The 15,728-nt window shown below is 52.2% G+C and carries 16 protein-coding genes; 4 read left to right on the plus strand and 12 right to left on the minus strand.

Annotated elements, in window-relative coordinates; genetic code table 11:
- Positions 1 to 75: 75 nt before the first annotated feature.
- Both ptsP and rppH read right to left on the minus strand, forming a co-directional pair.
- The gene (gene ptsP, locus Q399_RS0103745; protein WP_031565673.1) at positions 76 to 2,340 is read right to left on the minus strand and encodes a phosphoenolpyruvate--protein phosphotransferase; all 2,265 of its coding nucleotides are present in this window, start codon (positions 2,338 to 2,340) and stop codon (positions 76 to 78) included.
- Positions 2,341 to 2,387: 47 nt separating this feature from the next.
- On the minus strand, positions 2,388 to 2,888 hold the full coding sequence (gene rppH / locus Q399_RS0103750; RefSeq protein ID WP_031565675.1) for an RNA pyrophosphohydrolase: 501 nt from the start codon (positions 2,886 to 2,888) through the stop codon (positions 2,388 to 2,390).
- A gap of 376 nt (positions 2,889 to 3,264) precedes the next feature.
- On the opposite strand from rppH, the gene mutH reads away from it, so the two are divergent.
- On the plus strand, positions 3,265 to 3,930 hold the full coding sequence (gene mutH, locus Q399_RS0103755; protein ID WP_031565678.1) for a DNA mismatch repair endonuclease MutH: 666 nt from the start codon (positions 3,265 to 3,267) through the stop codon (positions 3,928 to 3,930).
- A 3-nt stretch (positions 3,931 to 3,933) separates the two neighbouring features.
- On the opposite strand, the gene Q399_RS0103760 is transcribed toward mutH, so the two are convergent.
- The 7 genes from Q399_RS0103760 to Q399_RS0103790 form a co-directional block, all read right to left on the minus strand.
- Positions 3,934 to 4,782: a substrate-binding periplasmic protein gene (locus Q399_RS0103760; RefSeq protein ID WP_031565680.1), complete on the minus strand. Its 849-nt coding sequence runs from the start codon at positions 4,780 to 4,782 to the stop codon at positions 3,934 to 3,936.
- Between the two features lie 147 nt (positions 4,783 to 4,929).
- Positions 4,930 to 5,376 (minus strand): hypothetical protein, encoded by a 447-nt coding sequence (locus Q399_RS0103765; RefSeq protein ID WP_031565682.1) that lies wholly within the window; start codon positions 5,374 to 5,376, stop codon positions 4,930 to 4,932.
- A 96-nt stretch (positions 5,377 to 5,472) separates the two neighbouring features.
- Positions 5,473 to 5,856 carry a VOC family protein gene (locus Q399_RS0103770; RefSeq protein ID WP_031565684.1) on the minus strand — a complete coding sequence of 128 codons (384 nt, stop codon included), beginning with the start codon at positions 5,854 to 5,856 and terminating at the stop codon, positions 5,473 to 5,475.
- 66 nt (positions 5,857 to 5,922) lie between these two features.
- Positions 5,923 to 6,999 (minus strand): fatty acid desaturase family protein, encoded by a 1,077-nt coding sequence (locus Q399_RS0103775; protein WP_051685711.1) that lies wholly within the window; start codon positions 6,997 to 6,999, stop codon positions 5,923 to 5,925.
- Positions 6,999 to 8,084, minus strand: coding sequence for a flavin reductase family protein (locus Q399_RS0103780; RefSeq protein ID WP_031565688.1), 1,086 nt, complete (start codon positions 8,082 to 8,084; stop codon positions 6,999 to 7,001). Before Q399_RS0103780 ends, Q399_RS0103775 begins: the two co-directional genes overlap by 1 nt.
- 244 nt (positions 8,085 to 8,328) lie before the next feature.
- Positions 8,329 to 8,826 (minus strand): thiol peroxidase, encoded by a 498-nt coding sequence (gene tpx / locus Q399_RS0103785; protein ID WP_031565691.1) that lies wholly within the window; start codon positions 8,824 to 8,826, stop codon positions 8,329 to 8,331.
- Between the two features lie 32 nt (positions 8,827 to 8,858).
- Positions 8,859 to 9,503: a methylamine utilization protein gene (locus Q399_RS0103790; protein WP_031565693.1), complete on the minus strand. Its 645-nt coding sequence runs from the start codon at positions 9,501 to 9,503 to the stop codon at positions 8,859 to 8,861.
- A 225-nt stretch (positions 9,504 to 9,728) separates the two neighbouring features.
- On the opposite strand from Q399_RS0103790, the gene Q399_RS20985 reads away from it, so the two are divergent.
- Positions 9,729 to 10,973, plus strand: a complete 1,245-nt coding sequence (locus Q399_RS20985) for a hypothetical protein (RefSeq protein WP_051685712.1) — start codon at positions 9,729 to 9,731, stop codon at positions 10,971 to 10,973.
- A 25-nt stretch (positions 10,974 to 10,998) separates the two neighbouring features.
- Here the strand turns inward: Q399_RS20985 and Q399_RS0103800 are convergent, their stop codons facing one another.
- Complete coding sequence (locus Q399_RS0103800) at positions 10,999 to 11,619, minus strand: LysE family translocator (RefSeq protein ID WP_031565696.1); 621 nt, start codon at positions 11,617 to 11,619, stop codon at positions 10,999 to 11,001.
- On the minus strand, positions 11,616 to 12,476 hold the full coding sequence (locus tag Q399_RS0103805; protein WP_245612820.1) for a sterol desaturase family protein: 861 nt from the start codon (positions 12,474 to 12,476) through the stop codon (positions 11,616 to 11,618). Before Q399_RS0103805 ends, Q399_RS0103800 begins: the two co-directional genes overlap by 4 nt.
- Positions 12,477 to 12,731: 255 nt before the next feature.
- On the opposite strand from Q399_RS0103805, the gene Q399_RS0103810 reads away from it, so the two are divergent.
- Positions 12,732 to 13,985: a DUF3422 family protein gene (locus Q399_RS0103810; protein ID WP_031565700.1), complete on the plus strand. Its 1,254-nt coding sequence runs from the start codon at positions 12,732 to 12,734 to the stop codon at positions 13,983 to 13,985.
- 13 nt (positions 13,986 to 13,998) lie between these two features.
- Here Q399_RS0103810 and upp read toward each other — a convergent pair whose 3' ends face one another.
- The gene (gene upp, locus Q399_RS0103815) at positions 13,999 to 14,652 is read right to left on the minus strand and encodes a uracil phosphoribosyltransferase (RefSeq protein WP_084164066.1); all 654 of its coding nucleotides are present in this window, start codon (positions 14,650 to 14,652) and stop codon (positions 13,999 to 14,001) included.
- 112 nt (positions 14,653 to 14,764) lie between these two features.
- On the opposite strand from upp, the gene Q399_RS0103820 reads away from it, so the two are divergent.
- Entirely contained in the window at positions 14,765 to 15,682 is a 918-nt protein-coding gene (locus Q399_RS0103820) for a M90 family metallopeptidase (RefSeq protein ID WP_051685713.1), read from the plus strand.
- The last annotated feature ends 46 nt before the right edge of the window (positions 15,683 to 15,728 follow it).

Here is a 15,728-nt window from a genome sequence, read left to right on the forward strand (position 1 = left end):
AATAAACATAAAGGGCCACATCATACGAGATGCGGCGTGAAATCCAAGCAATTTTGCGGTGGGACACAATCAGATTCAGGCACGCAACTGGTTCAACAGCTGTTTCTGATCGAGGAAACGTTGCACCAGCACCCGCACCTGTTTAGGCGACTGGCAGGCCAGCACGTCCGGTAACAACAGCCGGAGTTCCGCCATATCAATCCGGCGCAATAACCATTTGATTTTGGCGAGATTACTGTGGTTCATACTAAAACTGTTAAAGCCCATCGCCGCCAGCGTCAAGACGCCCAGCGGTTCGCCACCGAGCTCACCGCAAATACTGATCGGGAATTGTAAGCCCTGCGCCTGTTGCCCGAGCTGATTCAGCGCGCGCAACACGGCCGGATGCATCGCATCATACAAATTGCCGACCCGCGGGTTGTTGCGGTCAACTGCAAGCAGATACTGGGTTAAATCGTTGGTCCCAACCGAACAGAAATCGACTTTGCGTGCCAGCTCCGGCAGCTGGAACATTATTGACGGCACTTCAATCATCACGCCAACTTTGGGTTTAGCGACAATATTTTCGCCATTAAACTCATCGTCCACTTCAAACCAGGCCTGACGGATCAAGCGCAGAGACTCGTCCACTTCGGCAAGATCTGAAATCATCGGCAGCAGGATGTGCAGGTTGTTGTAGCCAATATTGGCTTTGAGCATGGCGCGGATCTGTACCAGAAAAATTTCCGGATGGTCCAGCGTCAGGCGAATGCCGCGCCAGCCTAAAAACGGGTTTTCTTCGGAAATAGGAAAATACGGCAGCGGTTTATCACCACCAACGTCCAATGTGCGCATCACCACAGGTTTACCCGGATAACCCTGCAGCACTTTACGATACAACTCAACCTGTTCCAGCTCAGTCGGAAAACGACTGCGCATAATAAAAGGGAACTCAGTACGGTATAAACCGACACCATTGGTGAACTCAGACTGTGTGGTTTCCAGTTCAATCGCCAGGCCCGAGTTCACCATCAGGCTGAAATCATGACCGCAGCTGCTTTTGGCCGGCAAATGTAATTCGGCCTGATAACGCGCACTGAGTTCGGCGTCTTTACTGATGAGCGTGCGATATTCCTGACAAATCGCATCGGCCGGCGACACCAGAATATGGCCCTGATAACCATCGACAATCAGCCGTTGCCCCTGCCATTGCATCAACGGTAATTCATCAACACCCATCACCGCCGGAATACCAAGGGCACGGGCCATAATGGCGGCGTGAGAGTTCACCGAGCCTTTAAGGGAGACAATCGCTACCAGTTGAGCGCGTGGGATCTCCGCCAGCATTGAAGCCGACACATTTTCGGCAACTAACACGACATGCTCTGGCAGGCGATGCTGGCGCTGCTCAGTTTCCAGCAGATGATTCAGTACCCGTTGGCCTAAGTCGCGGATATCAGTGCCACGTTCGCGCAGGTATGGGTCGTCCATATCGTCAAACTGGCGGGCAAAACGCTCAACGACCAGCTTCAGGGCACTTTTGGCACACCAGCCTTGCTTAATCTGCGCTTCAATTTCATTGCCAAGACTGGCTGCATCGAGCAGCTGGTGATAGACGTCAAAAATCGCCAGCGCGTCGGCCGGCAGATGCCCGCTCATGCGCTCTGCGAGTCGGTTAAATTCGGCCTTGGTGACTTTAACGGCGCGATAAAAACGATTCAGCTCTTTTTCCGGGTCGTCAGTGTGCTTTAAGGAAATGGCATCAAAATCACTGGCAGGCTGCAATACATAAGCTTCACCAATCGCTATGCCAGGCGCACCAATCAGGCCTTGCATCTGGCTGTTTTGCTGCGCAGACGCAGTGCCGCCAGAAGACATCTTGCGCATTTCCGCATTGACCAGCACAGACGCAAGTTGCACGCCCAAGGTCACTAAAAAGGATTCTTCGTCTTCGTTAAAAATGCGCGAGTCTGACTGTTGAATCGTCAACACCCCGAGCACTTTACGGTGATGGATGATTGGACAGCCTAAAAAAGCCGAAAAACAATCTTCAGAAACTTCAGGGGTAACTTTAAAACGGGGATGCAGATGGGCTTGTGCCAGATTAATCGGTTCTTCGCGCTGACCGACCCAGCCAATCAGGCCTTCAGAGAAACCTATCGAGACTTTACCAATGGCATGCGGGTTCAACCCGTCAGTTGCCATCAGCATAAAATGTTGTTGTTCGTAATCAGCAAGGTAAACGGAACAGCATTCTGTGCGTAACGCCTGTTTGACGTTGCGGACTAATCCGGCCAAAGCGCTTTCCAGCGATGGCTCCTGAGCTACGTCCTGCACAATGCGCCGCAACTGGCTGAGCATTTCCAACCTCACATCAAAACAAAATGCCAGCCAGCGGCCGGCATTTGTTATTTCTTTTTAATTTCCCGTCGAATAAAAGGTAAAGCGATTGGGGCAAACTCTTTCATGACCTTGCGGTAAACTTCCCGCTTAAAAGCCACAACTTGCCGCACCGGGTACCAATAACTGACCCAACGCCAGTCATCAAACTCAGGATGCGTGGTTTTCAGCAGATTAACGTCTTCATCCCGGCAGGTCAGCCGCAGCAAAAACCATTTTTGCTTTTGGCCGATACACACCGGATTCGAATCACGCCGGATCAGCCGCTTCGGCAGTTTATAGCGCAACCAGTGTTTGGTCGTTGCAACTATTTCTACATCTGCGGCACTGAGTCCGACTTCTTCGTGGAGTTCCCGATACATGGCCTGTTCCGGCGTTTCGCCATCATCAATACCACCTTGCGGATACTGCCACGAATGCTGTCCGTATCTGCGAGCCCAAAACACCTGTCCCTGGTGATTACAAATCACTATACCGACGTTGGCCCGAAAGCCTTCGGCATCGATCACACAAACCTCTGGCTTGTTTACAACAGCGTTGGATTGATTCTTTCACAAAGTCGAAGGGACAGCAAACTGAATTTAACTGAAGTCGCCCCCAAGTTATCCACAACTTGGCATTTATACAGTATCCGCCTGTGCACTTTTACACAGTGACTGTGCATATAACTGTGCATATCCTTGTTTTTATCCCTGAATAACTTAATCCGGTTTCCATTGCTAAAACAATAACTTTGGAAATACTCTTTGTATTTCATGCTGTTAAAGCAATTCAACCCGACTAAAAACAGCCTCTGCTCTGTGTATAAGTTGGGTTGCTGATTAATTCACCAGAAAGTTCTGACTAAAAATGTTAGTGTACTCAAAGTGATAGACGGACTGTTTTATGCGACCTGCTTCTCCTGACTCCACCACTGAATTACTGCAACGAGCCCGGCAACTGGCCGGCTTTACGCTGGCCGAACTGGCAGCGGAACTCAATCAACAGTTACCGGCTGATCTGCAAAAAGACAAAGGCACAGTCGGACAATTGTTAGAACTGGCTTTAGGTGCCAGTGCCGGGTCTAAAGCTGAGCCGGATTTCCCCCATCTCGGCGTTGAATTAAAAACTATCCCCATAGACCGAAGCGGCAAACCGCTGGAAAGTACTTATGTCTGCGTCGCGCCAATGACCGGTGCCGCGTTGCAGCGCTGGGAGGACTCATGGGTCTGCCGGAAACTACAGCATGTACTTTGGGTACCAGTGCTGGCAGAGCGTGGTATTCCACTGGCGCAGCGCATGATAGGACGGGCGTTTTTGTGGCAACCCAGCGCTGAACAACAACAACTGCTGCGTCAGGACTGGGAGGAATTAATGGACTTGCTGGCGCTCGGTGGTTTAGCACAGATCAAAGGCAGCCACGGCAAAGTGCTGCAGCTACGGCCTAAAGGCGCGAATAGTCAGGCACTGACCCGCGCCATTGGTGCCGGCGGCGAACCTGTACAGGCGTTGCCGCGCGGCTTTTACCTCAAAACCAGTTTTACCAGTCAGCTGCTGCAGCTAACTGATTAGCGCTCAATGAGTATATCGCTGCACTATAGCGTTATACCTGCCATCAGCTTTGATGGCTGCCAGCGCTTGATTAAAAGCACTGACTTGCTCCGGCTTCACTGTCGCTTTGCTGAACATCACAAATACATCAGTGTTGCCCATTGAAATCGAATGTACGCCGATTTGTTTTTCCAGCCCTTTGCGGCGCAGCATTGCATGACCAACAAAACTGTCTTCCAGCATGCCGTCAATGTCCTGATCCAGTAGTCTCGCCAGATTCAACTCACCAAGTGAAGCCTCGACAAACTGCGGCTTCAGCGTCTCTTGTTTAAACAGGTCCGCAAATTCAGCACCGTAATAATATTCGCTGATGATGCCGACTTTTTTACCGCTGCCGACAAAATCCGCCAGGGTATTCTGCGGATAACCGGCGACATCGTCCGAACGTACGAAGAGTACAAACTGTTCCTGGCGATAAGAGTCGGAAAAATAAGCATATTCCTGCCGGGCCGGCGTGACTGAAGCGCCGAGCAGCAAATCGACGCCGCCGCTTTTCAACGCCCCAATAAGATCCATCCAGGTGCCCTGTTGCGCCACAATCTCACAGCCCATTTGACTGGCAATCGCTTGCACCAGTTCGATATCAAGCCCGGCCGGTTTATTGTCCAGTGACGTGTATTGATAAGGTTCCCAGGCTTCAAAACCAAGTTTCAGCTGGCAGCTTAAAGCTGGTTTGGCGGGTTCTGCGACAGTGGAAGCAGCTGCCGGTGTTGTTGCAGGTTGCGCCGTACTGTCAGGCGCTGGCGTTTTTGGACCACAGGAGGAGATAAACAGCAAAAGCGGAATTAAGCACAGAAAACTGGTGGATTTCATAAGTTGCCCCGTCGACTTGCCCTGTTCTGAGCAAGCTTAGTGCATTTCAGCGCTCTTGGCGGCTGGGCGAAGCTTCTGCACAAAATAATTTACAGTGGCGTGAATTTCGTTCAACGTGGGAAAGATGAAACCTAAATCGTTCTTATATTAATCAATAAGTTGCCAGATTTCTTCCGTCACCCGGCCTTGTTCTGTCCGGCGTTGTGTCAGAAGTCCATCCGTCAGGCGCCACTGATAAGCCTGCCTATGCGCCTGATCAGGTTTAAAGCCGTTGTATTCATGATACAAATCGGCGGTCAGTTCAATCAGCCCGGCGCTGGTACTGACAATACGGCCATCTGTAGTCGTGTTTATCCGGCTGAAATGACGGTTGGCGACAATTTTCAGCGTTTGCAGTGCCTGTGACGGAACTGAGACCGGAACAGCTTTGCCATTGCTGTCGAACTGGCGCACAGCAACCAGACGCCAGGTACCATCCAGCACTGAGCTGTCCTGTTGAAATTTGCGGTCTGAATTGGTTAAAGCCAGCCCATAAAACAGACTGGAACAAATCAACAGCAATCCCAGTAAAAAACCGGAGTATAAGTTTCGCAAGCTATGCCTCAGCTATATATTATTTTTGTTATTCTCACCGAGTTTAATAAGTCTGACTGCAGCTTGGCAATCAGAACTTCAGGTTGCCGGAAAATATCAAATTTTCGTCAGTTTTTCTTCCAGCAGCGCTAACAAATTACCTTCCGGATCACGGAAAAACGCCAGCCATAAATCATGATCCGGCATCGGCGCCACACACTGCGGTGGCCGCTCACCACTGACACCAGCGTCCAGCAAACGCTGATATTGCTGCTCAATCTGCTGGCACTGCAGATATAACACTGAATTTTGGCCACAAACGCCGGCGCCTTGTGGCAGAGTCAGCATCAGCCGGACGTCCCCCAGCTCCATAAAAGCCAGTTGTGGCGCTGGCTGAAATAACAAAGGCAAACCCAGCTGCTGAAAAAAAGCTACAGCCCCAGGTACGTCAGCAACGACGTAGGCAATCTGGCGCAGCCCGCATACAGTGGAAGTTGTCATCGATGTTGTCCTGCTAATAAAACTTACCGCTTTACACTGACGAATCCATCGCCGGAAAGCAACTGTTCAGGGCCAGGAATAACGCCAAATCCGCTTGAGCACAGTCAGATATTGCCGGAAGAATGAACCTGTGTTGTAGGTAATACCGTATTTCTGCGCTATTTGCTGCACTTTGGCTGACAAAGCCGGATAACGCCAGGCTGGCAGGTCCGGGAACAAATGATGTTCAATCTGACAACTCAAATGACCAGTCAGAATATGTAACCAGCGTGGACCGCTGAAATTGGAGGAGCCCAGAATCTGCCGGTAGTACCAGTGGCCGCGACTTTCGTTTTGGCATTGCTCTGGCTGAAACACTTGCGCCTGTTCAGTGAAATGACCACAAAATATCACCGTCGATGTCCACCAGTTGCGCAGCAGATTCGCGGCAAAGTTGCCAACCAGCACTTGCACAGCCACAGGCCAACACAGCAATGGGTAGACCAGATAGTCCTTGGCAAGCTGGCGCCGGGCTTTGGTAAAAAAGGCTTTTTTCAGTTGCAGGTCACTGACCTGACTAAAACGCCCCGGCTTTTTTTTGCCAAAAAAGACGCGTTGCGCAGCCAGTTCATGATAGGCAATGCCCCACTGAAAAAAAGTGCTAAGCAGCAGATAAGTCGCCAGTTGCCAGCTATTTTGCAGCCGCCAGCGCAGGTCATCAGACAGACGTAACAGGCCATAACCGAAATCACGGTCCTCGCCGATTATATTGGTGTAGGTGTGATGCTCAAAATTATGCGTGCGTTGCCAGGATTTGGAATCGCAGACAATGTCCCATTCAAAACGTTGAGAATTCAGCGTTGGATGGCGCAAAAAGTCATATTGACCATGCAACACGTTGTGGCCAATCTCCATATTGTCGAGGATTTTGGCCAGCGCCAGCAGCAACACACAAGGCAATAACCACCACCAGCTGAACCAGCATAACAATAAGCCGAGCCGGCCGGTAAGGGCACAGCAGCGCTGCCAGAATACCAATCGCTGCAGGTAAAGCGCATCAGCAGCACCAAGAGTTGCCTTTTCCGTTTGTAGCAACTGGTCCAGCTCAGCGGCGAGCGCATGCAATTGCAGGGCATCAGGTTGTTGTGATTGATGTTTTTCCATCAGGCACTTATCTCCACACTTTGTACTTTGACTGGGCTTACTGCTTCGCTGATACAGAGCTGAATGCGGCCGGGGCCGGCGTCGGACAATTCACCAGTCAGCAAGTTTCTGACCACACCGCTGGTTTTTTCACACAGGCATTGCATACAAACTCCGCGCCGGCAGCCATAAGGCACTGTCACCCCGGTTTGTTCGGCGCGCTGCAACAAGCTGCCGTGCCCGCCCAGCGGATAGCTATGCTGACCAAGCTGCAGCGATACAGGCTGAGTTTCGCCGGCAGATGGCGCAATAACGCCAAAACTTTCACTGCGGATCGCAGCTTCCGCAACACCTGTGTTTAACAAAGCCCGACTAAAATCGGCGGTAAACTGTCGCGGACCACATAAATAGAAATGCGCCTGCAGATCAGGTTGTAGCTCACCGAGCAGCCGTTCAGGTGTCAGCCTTCCCTGCCTTGCGCTGTCCCACAGCACCAATTGCAGCAACGGAAACTTCGCCTGCAAGGCTGCCCACTCTGCAGCAAACAACAAGCGTTCCTTGCCACGAAAGCTGTAGATAAAGGTCAGAGGTTGGGTCAGACGGCTGATCGAACTCAGCATCGAAAATAACGGTGTGACGCCACTACCGGCGCCAATCAGGCAAGCCGGTTGCTGCGACATAAAACAAAAGTCACCAACCGGGCGACTCAGATGTACATACATGCCGGGTCGCAGCGTTCCTGGCAAGGCGCCGGTAAAACGGCCTTGTGGCTGAATTTGCACAGCCAGCTCCAGCTCATGCTGCTCAGATAACCGCTGCACATCGCTACAAATGCTGAAGGTTCGTTCCAGCAAACGGCCATTCAGCTCAACAAACAGCTGAAGATGCTGGCCGGCGACAAATGCCGGAAACAAGCGGCTGACTTTAAGCCGCAGCCGCAAACAACCTGCTTGTGGCGTGATACTGAGGATGCGTGCCCGGTATAACCCGGCACGATGAGCCGGGATTAACTTACGCAGAAATGGCTCGACTGCGGCAATGAAGCCGGATTGGCGGAACAGGGTCTGGCATAGTTCCTGATAAATGGTTTGGAAAATCGCTGGCATCGCTCTGGTATTACCTGTTAATTTCAGCGCACATTTGTACTCTTAAATTCAGGCTAAATCCAGAAGAAACAAAACAACAAAACTTATATATATGTTTTTATTATCTTTTTAATTTATTGACTCTTGGAAAAAACTAGAGCTAACAATACTGTTGAGCGAACGCGTGTGCATGAAACACAAAATATCACGAAATGCGAGGCAAAAAAAAAGCAGCCCGCAGGCTGCTTGTTCATACGCTTCAGGATTATGCCAGCGCCGCGATCGCCGCTTCATAAGACGGTTCGTCAGCCGTTTCACCAACCTGCTCTGTGTGTAACACGGTGCCATCAGTACCAATCACCACCACAGCGCGCGACAATAAACCACGCAGTGGGCCATCGGCGAAAGTCACACCATAATCCTGACCAAAGTTACTGCGGAAACTAGAGCCGTTCAGCACCGCCTCCAGACCTTCAGCGCCGCAAAAACGGGCCTGAGCAAAAGGTAAGTCGGCAGAAACACACAGCACTTTGGTGTTGTTCAGACTGCTCAGTGCCTGATTAAACTTACGTACAGAGGTCGCGCAAGTTGGTGTATCCACGCTCGGGAAAATATTCAGCACTAAACGGCTGCCGGCAAAATCGGCCAGTGATACATCGGCGAGGCCTGCACCTGTCAAAACAAAATTAGGTGCCTTGGCACCAACTGCCGGTAAATTGCCAACGGTCTGAAACGGATTGCCTTTAAGAGTCACGGTAGCCATATCGATTCCTTTGTTATAAAAAAGTGAAAAGCTCAGTTATACGAATTGCCAAAACCCTTTTTCGGTTTTTGCGGTTTTTCCTGCCGGGTGACCGGCAATTTAATCTCAATTACTGCAGCAGCAGGAACTGTCACAGCGACTGTGGGCTGCTCTGCGTCCTGCCATGGATGCCAGACTTTCAGCTGATACTGACCATCCACGACGCCGGTTAGCTGAACCAAGCCATCATTGTTACTGACCGCAAGATAGGGACTGTCGCCGACGTAAACAAAGGCTTGCATGTAGTCGTGAATATTGCAGCCTAACGCGACCACGCCAGCTTTATCAAACAGCACCGGCGCTTCGGGTTTACCGGCGTATAGTTTCAGCTCAAACACTTTGGCCGGCGAAAATGAATAAACATGGTGACGGGTTTTGTCCTGATTGGGGAATTCTATCTGAGTGCCTTTTTGCACCGCAGAAACAAAAGGCACAAAGGTCAGGTCTTTTTGTGCAACTTCGGCTGGCTTTACTGCTTGTGCCGAAAGATTTGCCTGCGGCTGCGCCTGTTGTAGTTCCGCGACAGCGTCAGCCAGTGGCACGCCTTGCTGGTCCAGGATCCTGATTTGCACTTCTGCCGCGAGCAGTGATGCCGGCAACATGCAACAACATAACGACAGAACACGAATTAAAGACATCAGATCTCTCCATTTGCCCGGGCACAATGTCCCGCAACGCTCAGTCACCAGACTCTGGCCTGCCATGCGCTGTTGCAAGGAACTGCCAGGCTCAACCGGCTGGCAGTATAGCAGGCTGACCGGCTGAATAAATGCCACCCCAGCGGAAATAAAACTGCTAAATTAGCATGTATCAGCTGTGAAAAACTTTAGATTTTAACCATTTAACATTATTGGATGTTCGTAATGCCAAAGATCCATCATGCTGCAGCAGCATTTATACTGCTTGTTGCCAGTGCACAAAGCGCAGAACTGACGCCCTGGCTGGAGCTGCAGGCAAAAGCTGAACTCGGTTGGGTGCAGCACAGCGAACAACATAAAAACCTGGGCCCCTGGTGGCAGCAAGGCACTGGCCAACTCGCCATCAGCGATGACCGTCTGACCACAGGGCCAATTTTGGCTGCGCTGCAAATCAATAGCGATAGTCCCTGGTCTGCCCGTTTGCATTTAAGTCATCAGCAGGCGCTTGATGCCGCCAGCGGCGTGACTGAAGCCTGGCTGCAATATCAGCCGTTACCACTGGATGGCTATCGACTGAAAGTCCGAGCCGGCTGGTTTTATCCGGCCCTGTCGCTGGAAAATACCGATCTGGTCTGGAGCTCGCCTTACAGCAGCAGTTTTTCCGCCATCAACAGCTGGTTTGCTGAAGAACTGCGGGCAAAAACGCTGGAGCTGAATGTCAGTCGGCCCGGCAGGGCATTTAACAGCAATCATAGCTGGCAGGCGGTGCTTGGCGCTTTTCGTAACAACGACCCGCTGGGCAGCTTAATTGCATGGCGCGGTTTTGCTGTGCATAACCTGCAAACCCGGATTGGTGGCCGCGTGGACTTTGCGCACTACCCGAGCCTGCGTCGCTTTCCGCTGGAGCTTCAACCGGACTGGGTCGAACCTTTTGTTGAACTGGACGGCCACACCGGCTGGTATAGCGGCCTGCACTACCTGTACAGGCAAGACACCGAATTGCGTTTTTACCACTATGACAACCGGGCCGACCCGACAGTATTGGCTCAGGGCCAATACGCCTGGCTGAACAAGTTTGATCAGTTGGCCTTCCAACAGCAACTCAGCGAGCGCTGGCGTCTGGTCAGTCAGTATCTGGATGGCCGCACTGAGATGGGTTATGACACGGTATTAATCGACTACCGCGCCGCTTTTGTTTTGCTGAATTATCAGCATGACTTGTGGCAAGCGACACTGCGGTATGACCACTGGCAACAATGGGATCGTGATGCTACAGCGGGTGACGACAACAGCGGGCGCGGTCATAACTGGACTTTCGCCTGGCAATTCCCGCTCAGTGAGCACTGGGTTTTTCTCAGTGAATTCAGCCGGATGAACAGCCATCAGGCCAGTCGCGGCCAGTGGGCGGGCTGGCCATTACAACGCAACTTCTATCAGAGCCAGTTCAGTCTGATTTGGCGCTTTGACTAAGGAAAACTTGCTGACTTGGTTTCACTCAGGACAACACCAGCCAGATGCCTACGCCAGCCATCAGCGTCGCAGCAATACGGTTCATCAGTCTGGCGTTGCCGTCCTGCATAAACAGCACGCGCAACGCTTTGCCGCCGCTGGCATAAAGCAGCAAGGAGGCGAATTCCAGCAGTAAAATGATCGCCAACAGCACCAGCAATTGGGGCCAGAAGGGTAAACTGGCATCGATAAATGGCGGTAACAGCGCCATATGAAAGGCCCAGCCTTTGGGATTAGACACCGCAGTGACAAAGCCCTGGGTGAACAATTCACGGCGTGAGCTTTGCTGCGCCTGCCCCGGTTCCGGGATCGCCAGTTTGCCTTTGCTTTGCCACATTTGCAGCGCCAGATACCCAAGATAAGCGCCGCCAAGCCATTTAAACGCCGTCAGAAGGCCAGGCATACTAAGCAGTAGTGCCGACACGCCAAGCACTGCAGCTAAGGCTACCAGTCCAACGCCGAGTAATTCGCCCCACATCATCCACAACGCCCGGCGCACGCCCTGACTGATGCCGACGGTCAGTGCAAGCGTCATACAAAGGCCTGGCGTGATAGAAACAAATAAAAAAGTCGGGATAAACAAGCCCATCAGGCTTAGGTTGATCAAGATCTCAGCTCCTCAGAGGAATTTATGCGTTCAGGTCGTGGCGGGCCAAACAGTGCGGCGCATTTTGCCGCCAAACCGGGTGCCGCGGCAGCATCGGCCAGCATTCGCCGCCACTCGTGGAAAGTGATAGTCAGTGGATTGACCGATTCAAAATCATCAGTGATACCAAAACGACAGGGCGTATGGTCGTGCTCAGCTTCAAAAGTACCAAACAGCCGGTCCCAAATCACCAGCACGCCGGCAAAATTCTTATCGATATAGATATCATTACAGGCATGGTGTACCCGATGCCAGGACGGCGTGTTAAGCACATAACCCAAAGCGCCCCAATGCCTGCCGGCGCGGGTGTGCACAAAAAACTGAAAGCCCAGATTAATGGCCACAACCGCCAGCACCAGTTTGGGGTCAAAGCCGAGCAACACCAACGGCACCCAGAATAACCACATACCGGACAACGGATAAGTCAGGCTTTGGCGAAAGGCGGTGCTGAAGTTCATCAGCCGGGAGCTGTGATGCGCGACATGCGAGGCCCAAAGCCAGCGCACACGGTGCGAGGCGCGGTGAAACCAGTAATACAGAAAATCCTGCAGCAGAAACAACAGCAATAAGTTCAGCAGATTAAATGGCAGGTCGAACAACGCAAACTGCGCCAGCCAGTAAAACAGCGGCATCAGCAGTAATAGAGACAACGCATCACCGCCCTGATGCATGGCGGCCGTGGCGAAATTTGCCAGCGAATCGCGCCATTGATAGATGCCACTGTCCCGGCACGCACTTTGATACCACTCAAAGGCAATAAACAGAAAAAATATCGGACTGAGCAGGATCAGGATCGCTTCTACCGGCACCATCGCCATCTAACCATCGTTAAAATCACAAAGTGTTAATGTAACATGGCCGTTTTACCGGCTGCACCTTTTTCGCCTGATACTGCACCAGACTGGTACCCACCGTGGCATCACCGTCCAACTCATGAATTTTTATATTTAAAAATCATAGAATTAAAAAAACCTCTGATTGGAATAACCTTTGCTGCAGTCAGAAAGCATCTGCTGTCGCCAGCCTGACACAGAAGGCTGACAGACTGCAGTCGTCGTTGACCCGGAGGTCTTATGCTGAACCTGAAAAATCACCCACAACGCGATTTACTGGAAAAGGAATTACAACAACGGTTTTTCCCGGCGCTGCAGGCGCCTTGCCGGATCTGTCACTGGATGCTGACGGTGGGGCTGGCCTCGCGACCACTCGAATTTCAGCAGCTGCAACAGCTTGCCCACCAATATGGCGTTGCGTTGCTGGAAGGCGATGTTGACCTGAACCTGGATTTGGGCGAGGTGATGCTGCGTTGGGAGCGACATTCTGAGTTTTCAACTTACAGTTTTATTAAATCCGGTCAGGCCACTGGCTTTGAAGACCCCTTGAGTTTTCTGCCAAGTCTGGACTGGTTTAACCCACTCCCAGGCCAGCTCTTTCGCGTGGTGCAACTACAGGTCTTACCGGCATCCGAACAAGCCAACGCCGGCGCTTTGTTTGCCGCCGAACATTGTATGTCGAGCCTGCTTGCCGATGGCAAAGCCAGGGTCTGGACCGATTTCCGTAAGCACCCGGAAGGCGCCGGCCGTATGTTGCTGCTGGACCACGGTTTATCGCCGTCGGCACTGGCGCGGCTGGTGCAGCAATTGTTTGATCTGGGAAATTACCGCAAACTCAGCCTGCTCGGCTGGCCAACCAGCCGCCAGGCGCTCAGTCAGTTACATCTGATGGAACAACAACTATCGGATATCACCCAGCGCATCGAACAGCAACAAGGCTCTGACGAGCAATTGCTGCGTGAGATCAGCCAGTTATCAGCGCAGACGGAACATCTGATCGCCAACAATAACGCCCGGCTGGATGCCAGCGCTGCCTACTACCAGCTGACACTGGACCGGTTAAAGGCGCTGCGCGAGCAGCAGGTCGACGGCATGATGACCTTGCAGGATTTCTCTGAGCGCCGGCTGACACCGGCCTTTCGCACGGCGCAATCGGTGCAAAACCGCCAGCGTAATCTGTCAAACCGCCTCGGTCGCTCAACCGAGCTGCTGCGCACCCGCATCAACTTGCAACTGGAGCGGCAGAATACCGGCTTGTTGGCGTCGATGGACCAGCGGGTGAGGTTACAACTGAGCCTGCAACGCGCGGTAGAACGGGTCTCTGTGGTGGCGATCAGTTACTACGCAGTAGCGCTTTGTGACAAACTGCTGGCGTCCATCCAGCACTGGTGGCCAAAACTGCCGCTGAAAGACGCCCAGAGCCTCAGTTTGCCACTGGTGGTGCTGGCGGTCAGCATCCTGCTGTATCGCCTGCACCGGCATCATCGGCATTGAGTATGGTAAATAGTCAGCTCTTCTCGCCAAAACATAAGTCGCCGGCGTCGCCCAGGCCCGGCACTATGTAAGCCTGTTCATTCAGGCGCTCATCGACCGCACCGAGCCAGAAATGCGTTGCTGTACCAAGCTCGCGTTGCAACAGTGCCAGGCCCTCAGGCGCTGCAATAGCCGCCGCTATGTGCAAGCTGCGTGGCGTGCCGCTTTGTGCCAGTAAACGCCAGACTTTCAGCAGTGACGAGCCGGTGGCGAGCATCGGGTCAATGAGCACTACGTCACGGCCTTCAATCGACGGATTGGCGCTGTAACCGAGAAAAATATCCTGTTCCATTCCCGCTTGTTCAGCCTGACGGTAAGCGCCGATAAAACCGCTGTCAGCCTGATCAAATACATCGGCAAAGCCCTGATAAAACGGCAAGCCGGCCCGCATAACACAAATCAGCAAAGGTTGCTGATCTAAATCTGCCCCTCGGGCTACGCCTAATGAGGTATGTAACGGAAAAGTCTGATATTGCAGTGTTTTGGATAATTCATACCCCAGTAACATACCAAGGCGCTGTAAGTTATGGCGAAAACGCCAGCGGTCAAGTTGGATATCCGGATCGCGCATTTGTGCCAATATGGTTTGCGCCACGGAAAGCTCTTGATTTAATTCGAATATTTTCATGAAAATTACTCCAGAAATCTGTGATGACCATCGCAGTTCTGCCGGTCAGAGCTTGAATTCTGCCACAATCACGCCCATCTCAGCAGAATAAATCCTGCTACTTTGAAGCAAAATGCCCACTGATTTTTTTTCAAACTTTTTCCAACCTATTTTACAACAGTATGGCCGCGACCTGCTGTTGCTACTGATCCTGGTGCTGGCTCTGGGCACTGTTTTTTATCCGCTTTATCGCCGCCGTCAGCGCCGCATTCAACTGGCACAACAGTCTTTTCCAACGGCCTGGCGTAAAATTCTGCAGCAGCGCTGGCCGCTCTATCGCGCCTTGCCGGCTGACGTGCAGCAGCAAGTCAGAAAGCAAATACAGCGCTTTATCGCCGAAGTGGAATTTATTGGCTGTGATGGCCTGACGGTGACCGACCAGATGCGGGTGTTGATTGCCGCGCAAGCCAGTCTGTTGACGGCCCGGTTGCCGGTCAATGATTATCCGGGACTCCGTCAGGTGCTGGTTTACCCCGATGCCTTTGCCGTCGACCTGAACCAGCCGGACGGCGTCGGCGTGGTACATGAAAAAACCGAATGGCGGGAAGGCGAATCCTGGCAACAGGGCCAGGTCATTTTGTCCTGGCGTCATACCTTAGCCGGCGCTGCAGTCGCTGACGATGGCCGCAATCTGGTGATCCACGAGTTTGCCCATCAGCTGGATCAGCAAACCGGCAGCGTGAATGGCTTCCCGCCCCTGCCGACAGCAGAACTGCAACAGCAATGGTCCAGGCAGATGCAGACGGCATTCGACCAGCTGCAACGCGATTTGCAACAAAGCTCTCCAACCTGGATTGACCCTTATGCCGCCACCAATCCGGCTGAATTTTTTGCCGTGCTCAGTGAATTATTCTTTGAAATGCCGGCCTATCTGGCCGACTGTCAGCCCCAGCTCTATCGGTTAATGCAGCAGTTCTTTCAGCTCGACCCTAAAAGCTGGCCACTGCAACAGCCACAACTGCCGTCACTGATTCAGAAAAGGTTCAGATGACTTCGCCATATTAGCTGCATCAGCATGTGCTGAAGTAGCGCCGGAG

It is taken from the genome of Rheinheimera texasensis DSM 17496, from assembly GCF_000711985.1.
Taxonomy (GTDB): domain Bacteria; phylum Pseudomonadota; class Gammaproteobacteria; order Enterobacterales; family Alteromonadaceae; genus Pararheinheimera; species Pararheinheimera texasensis.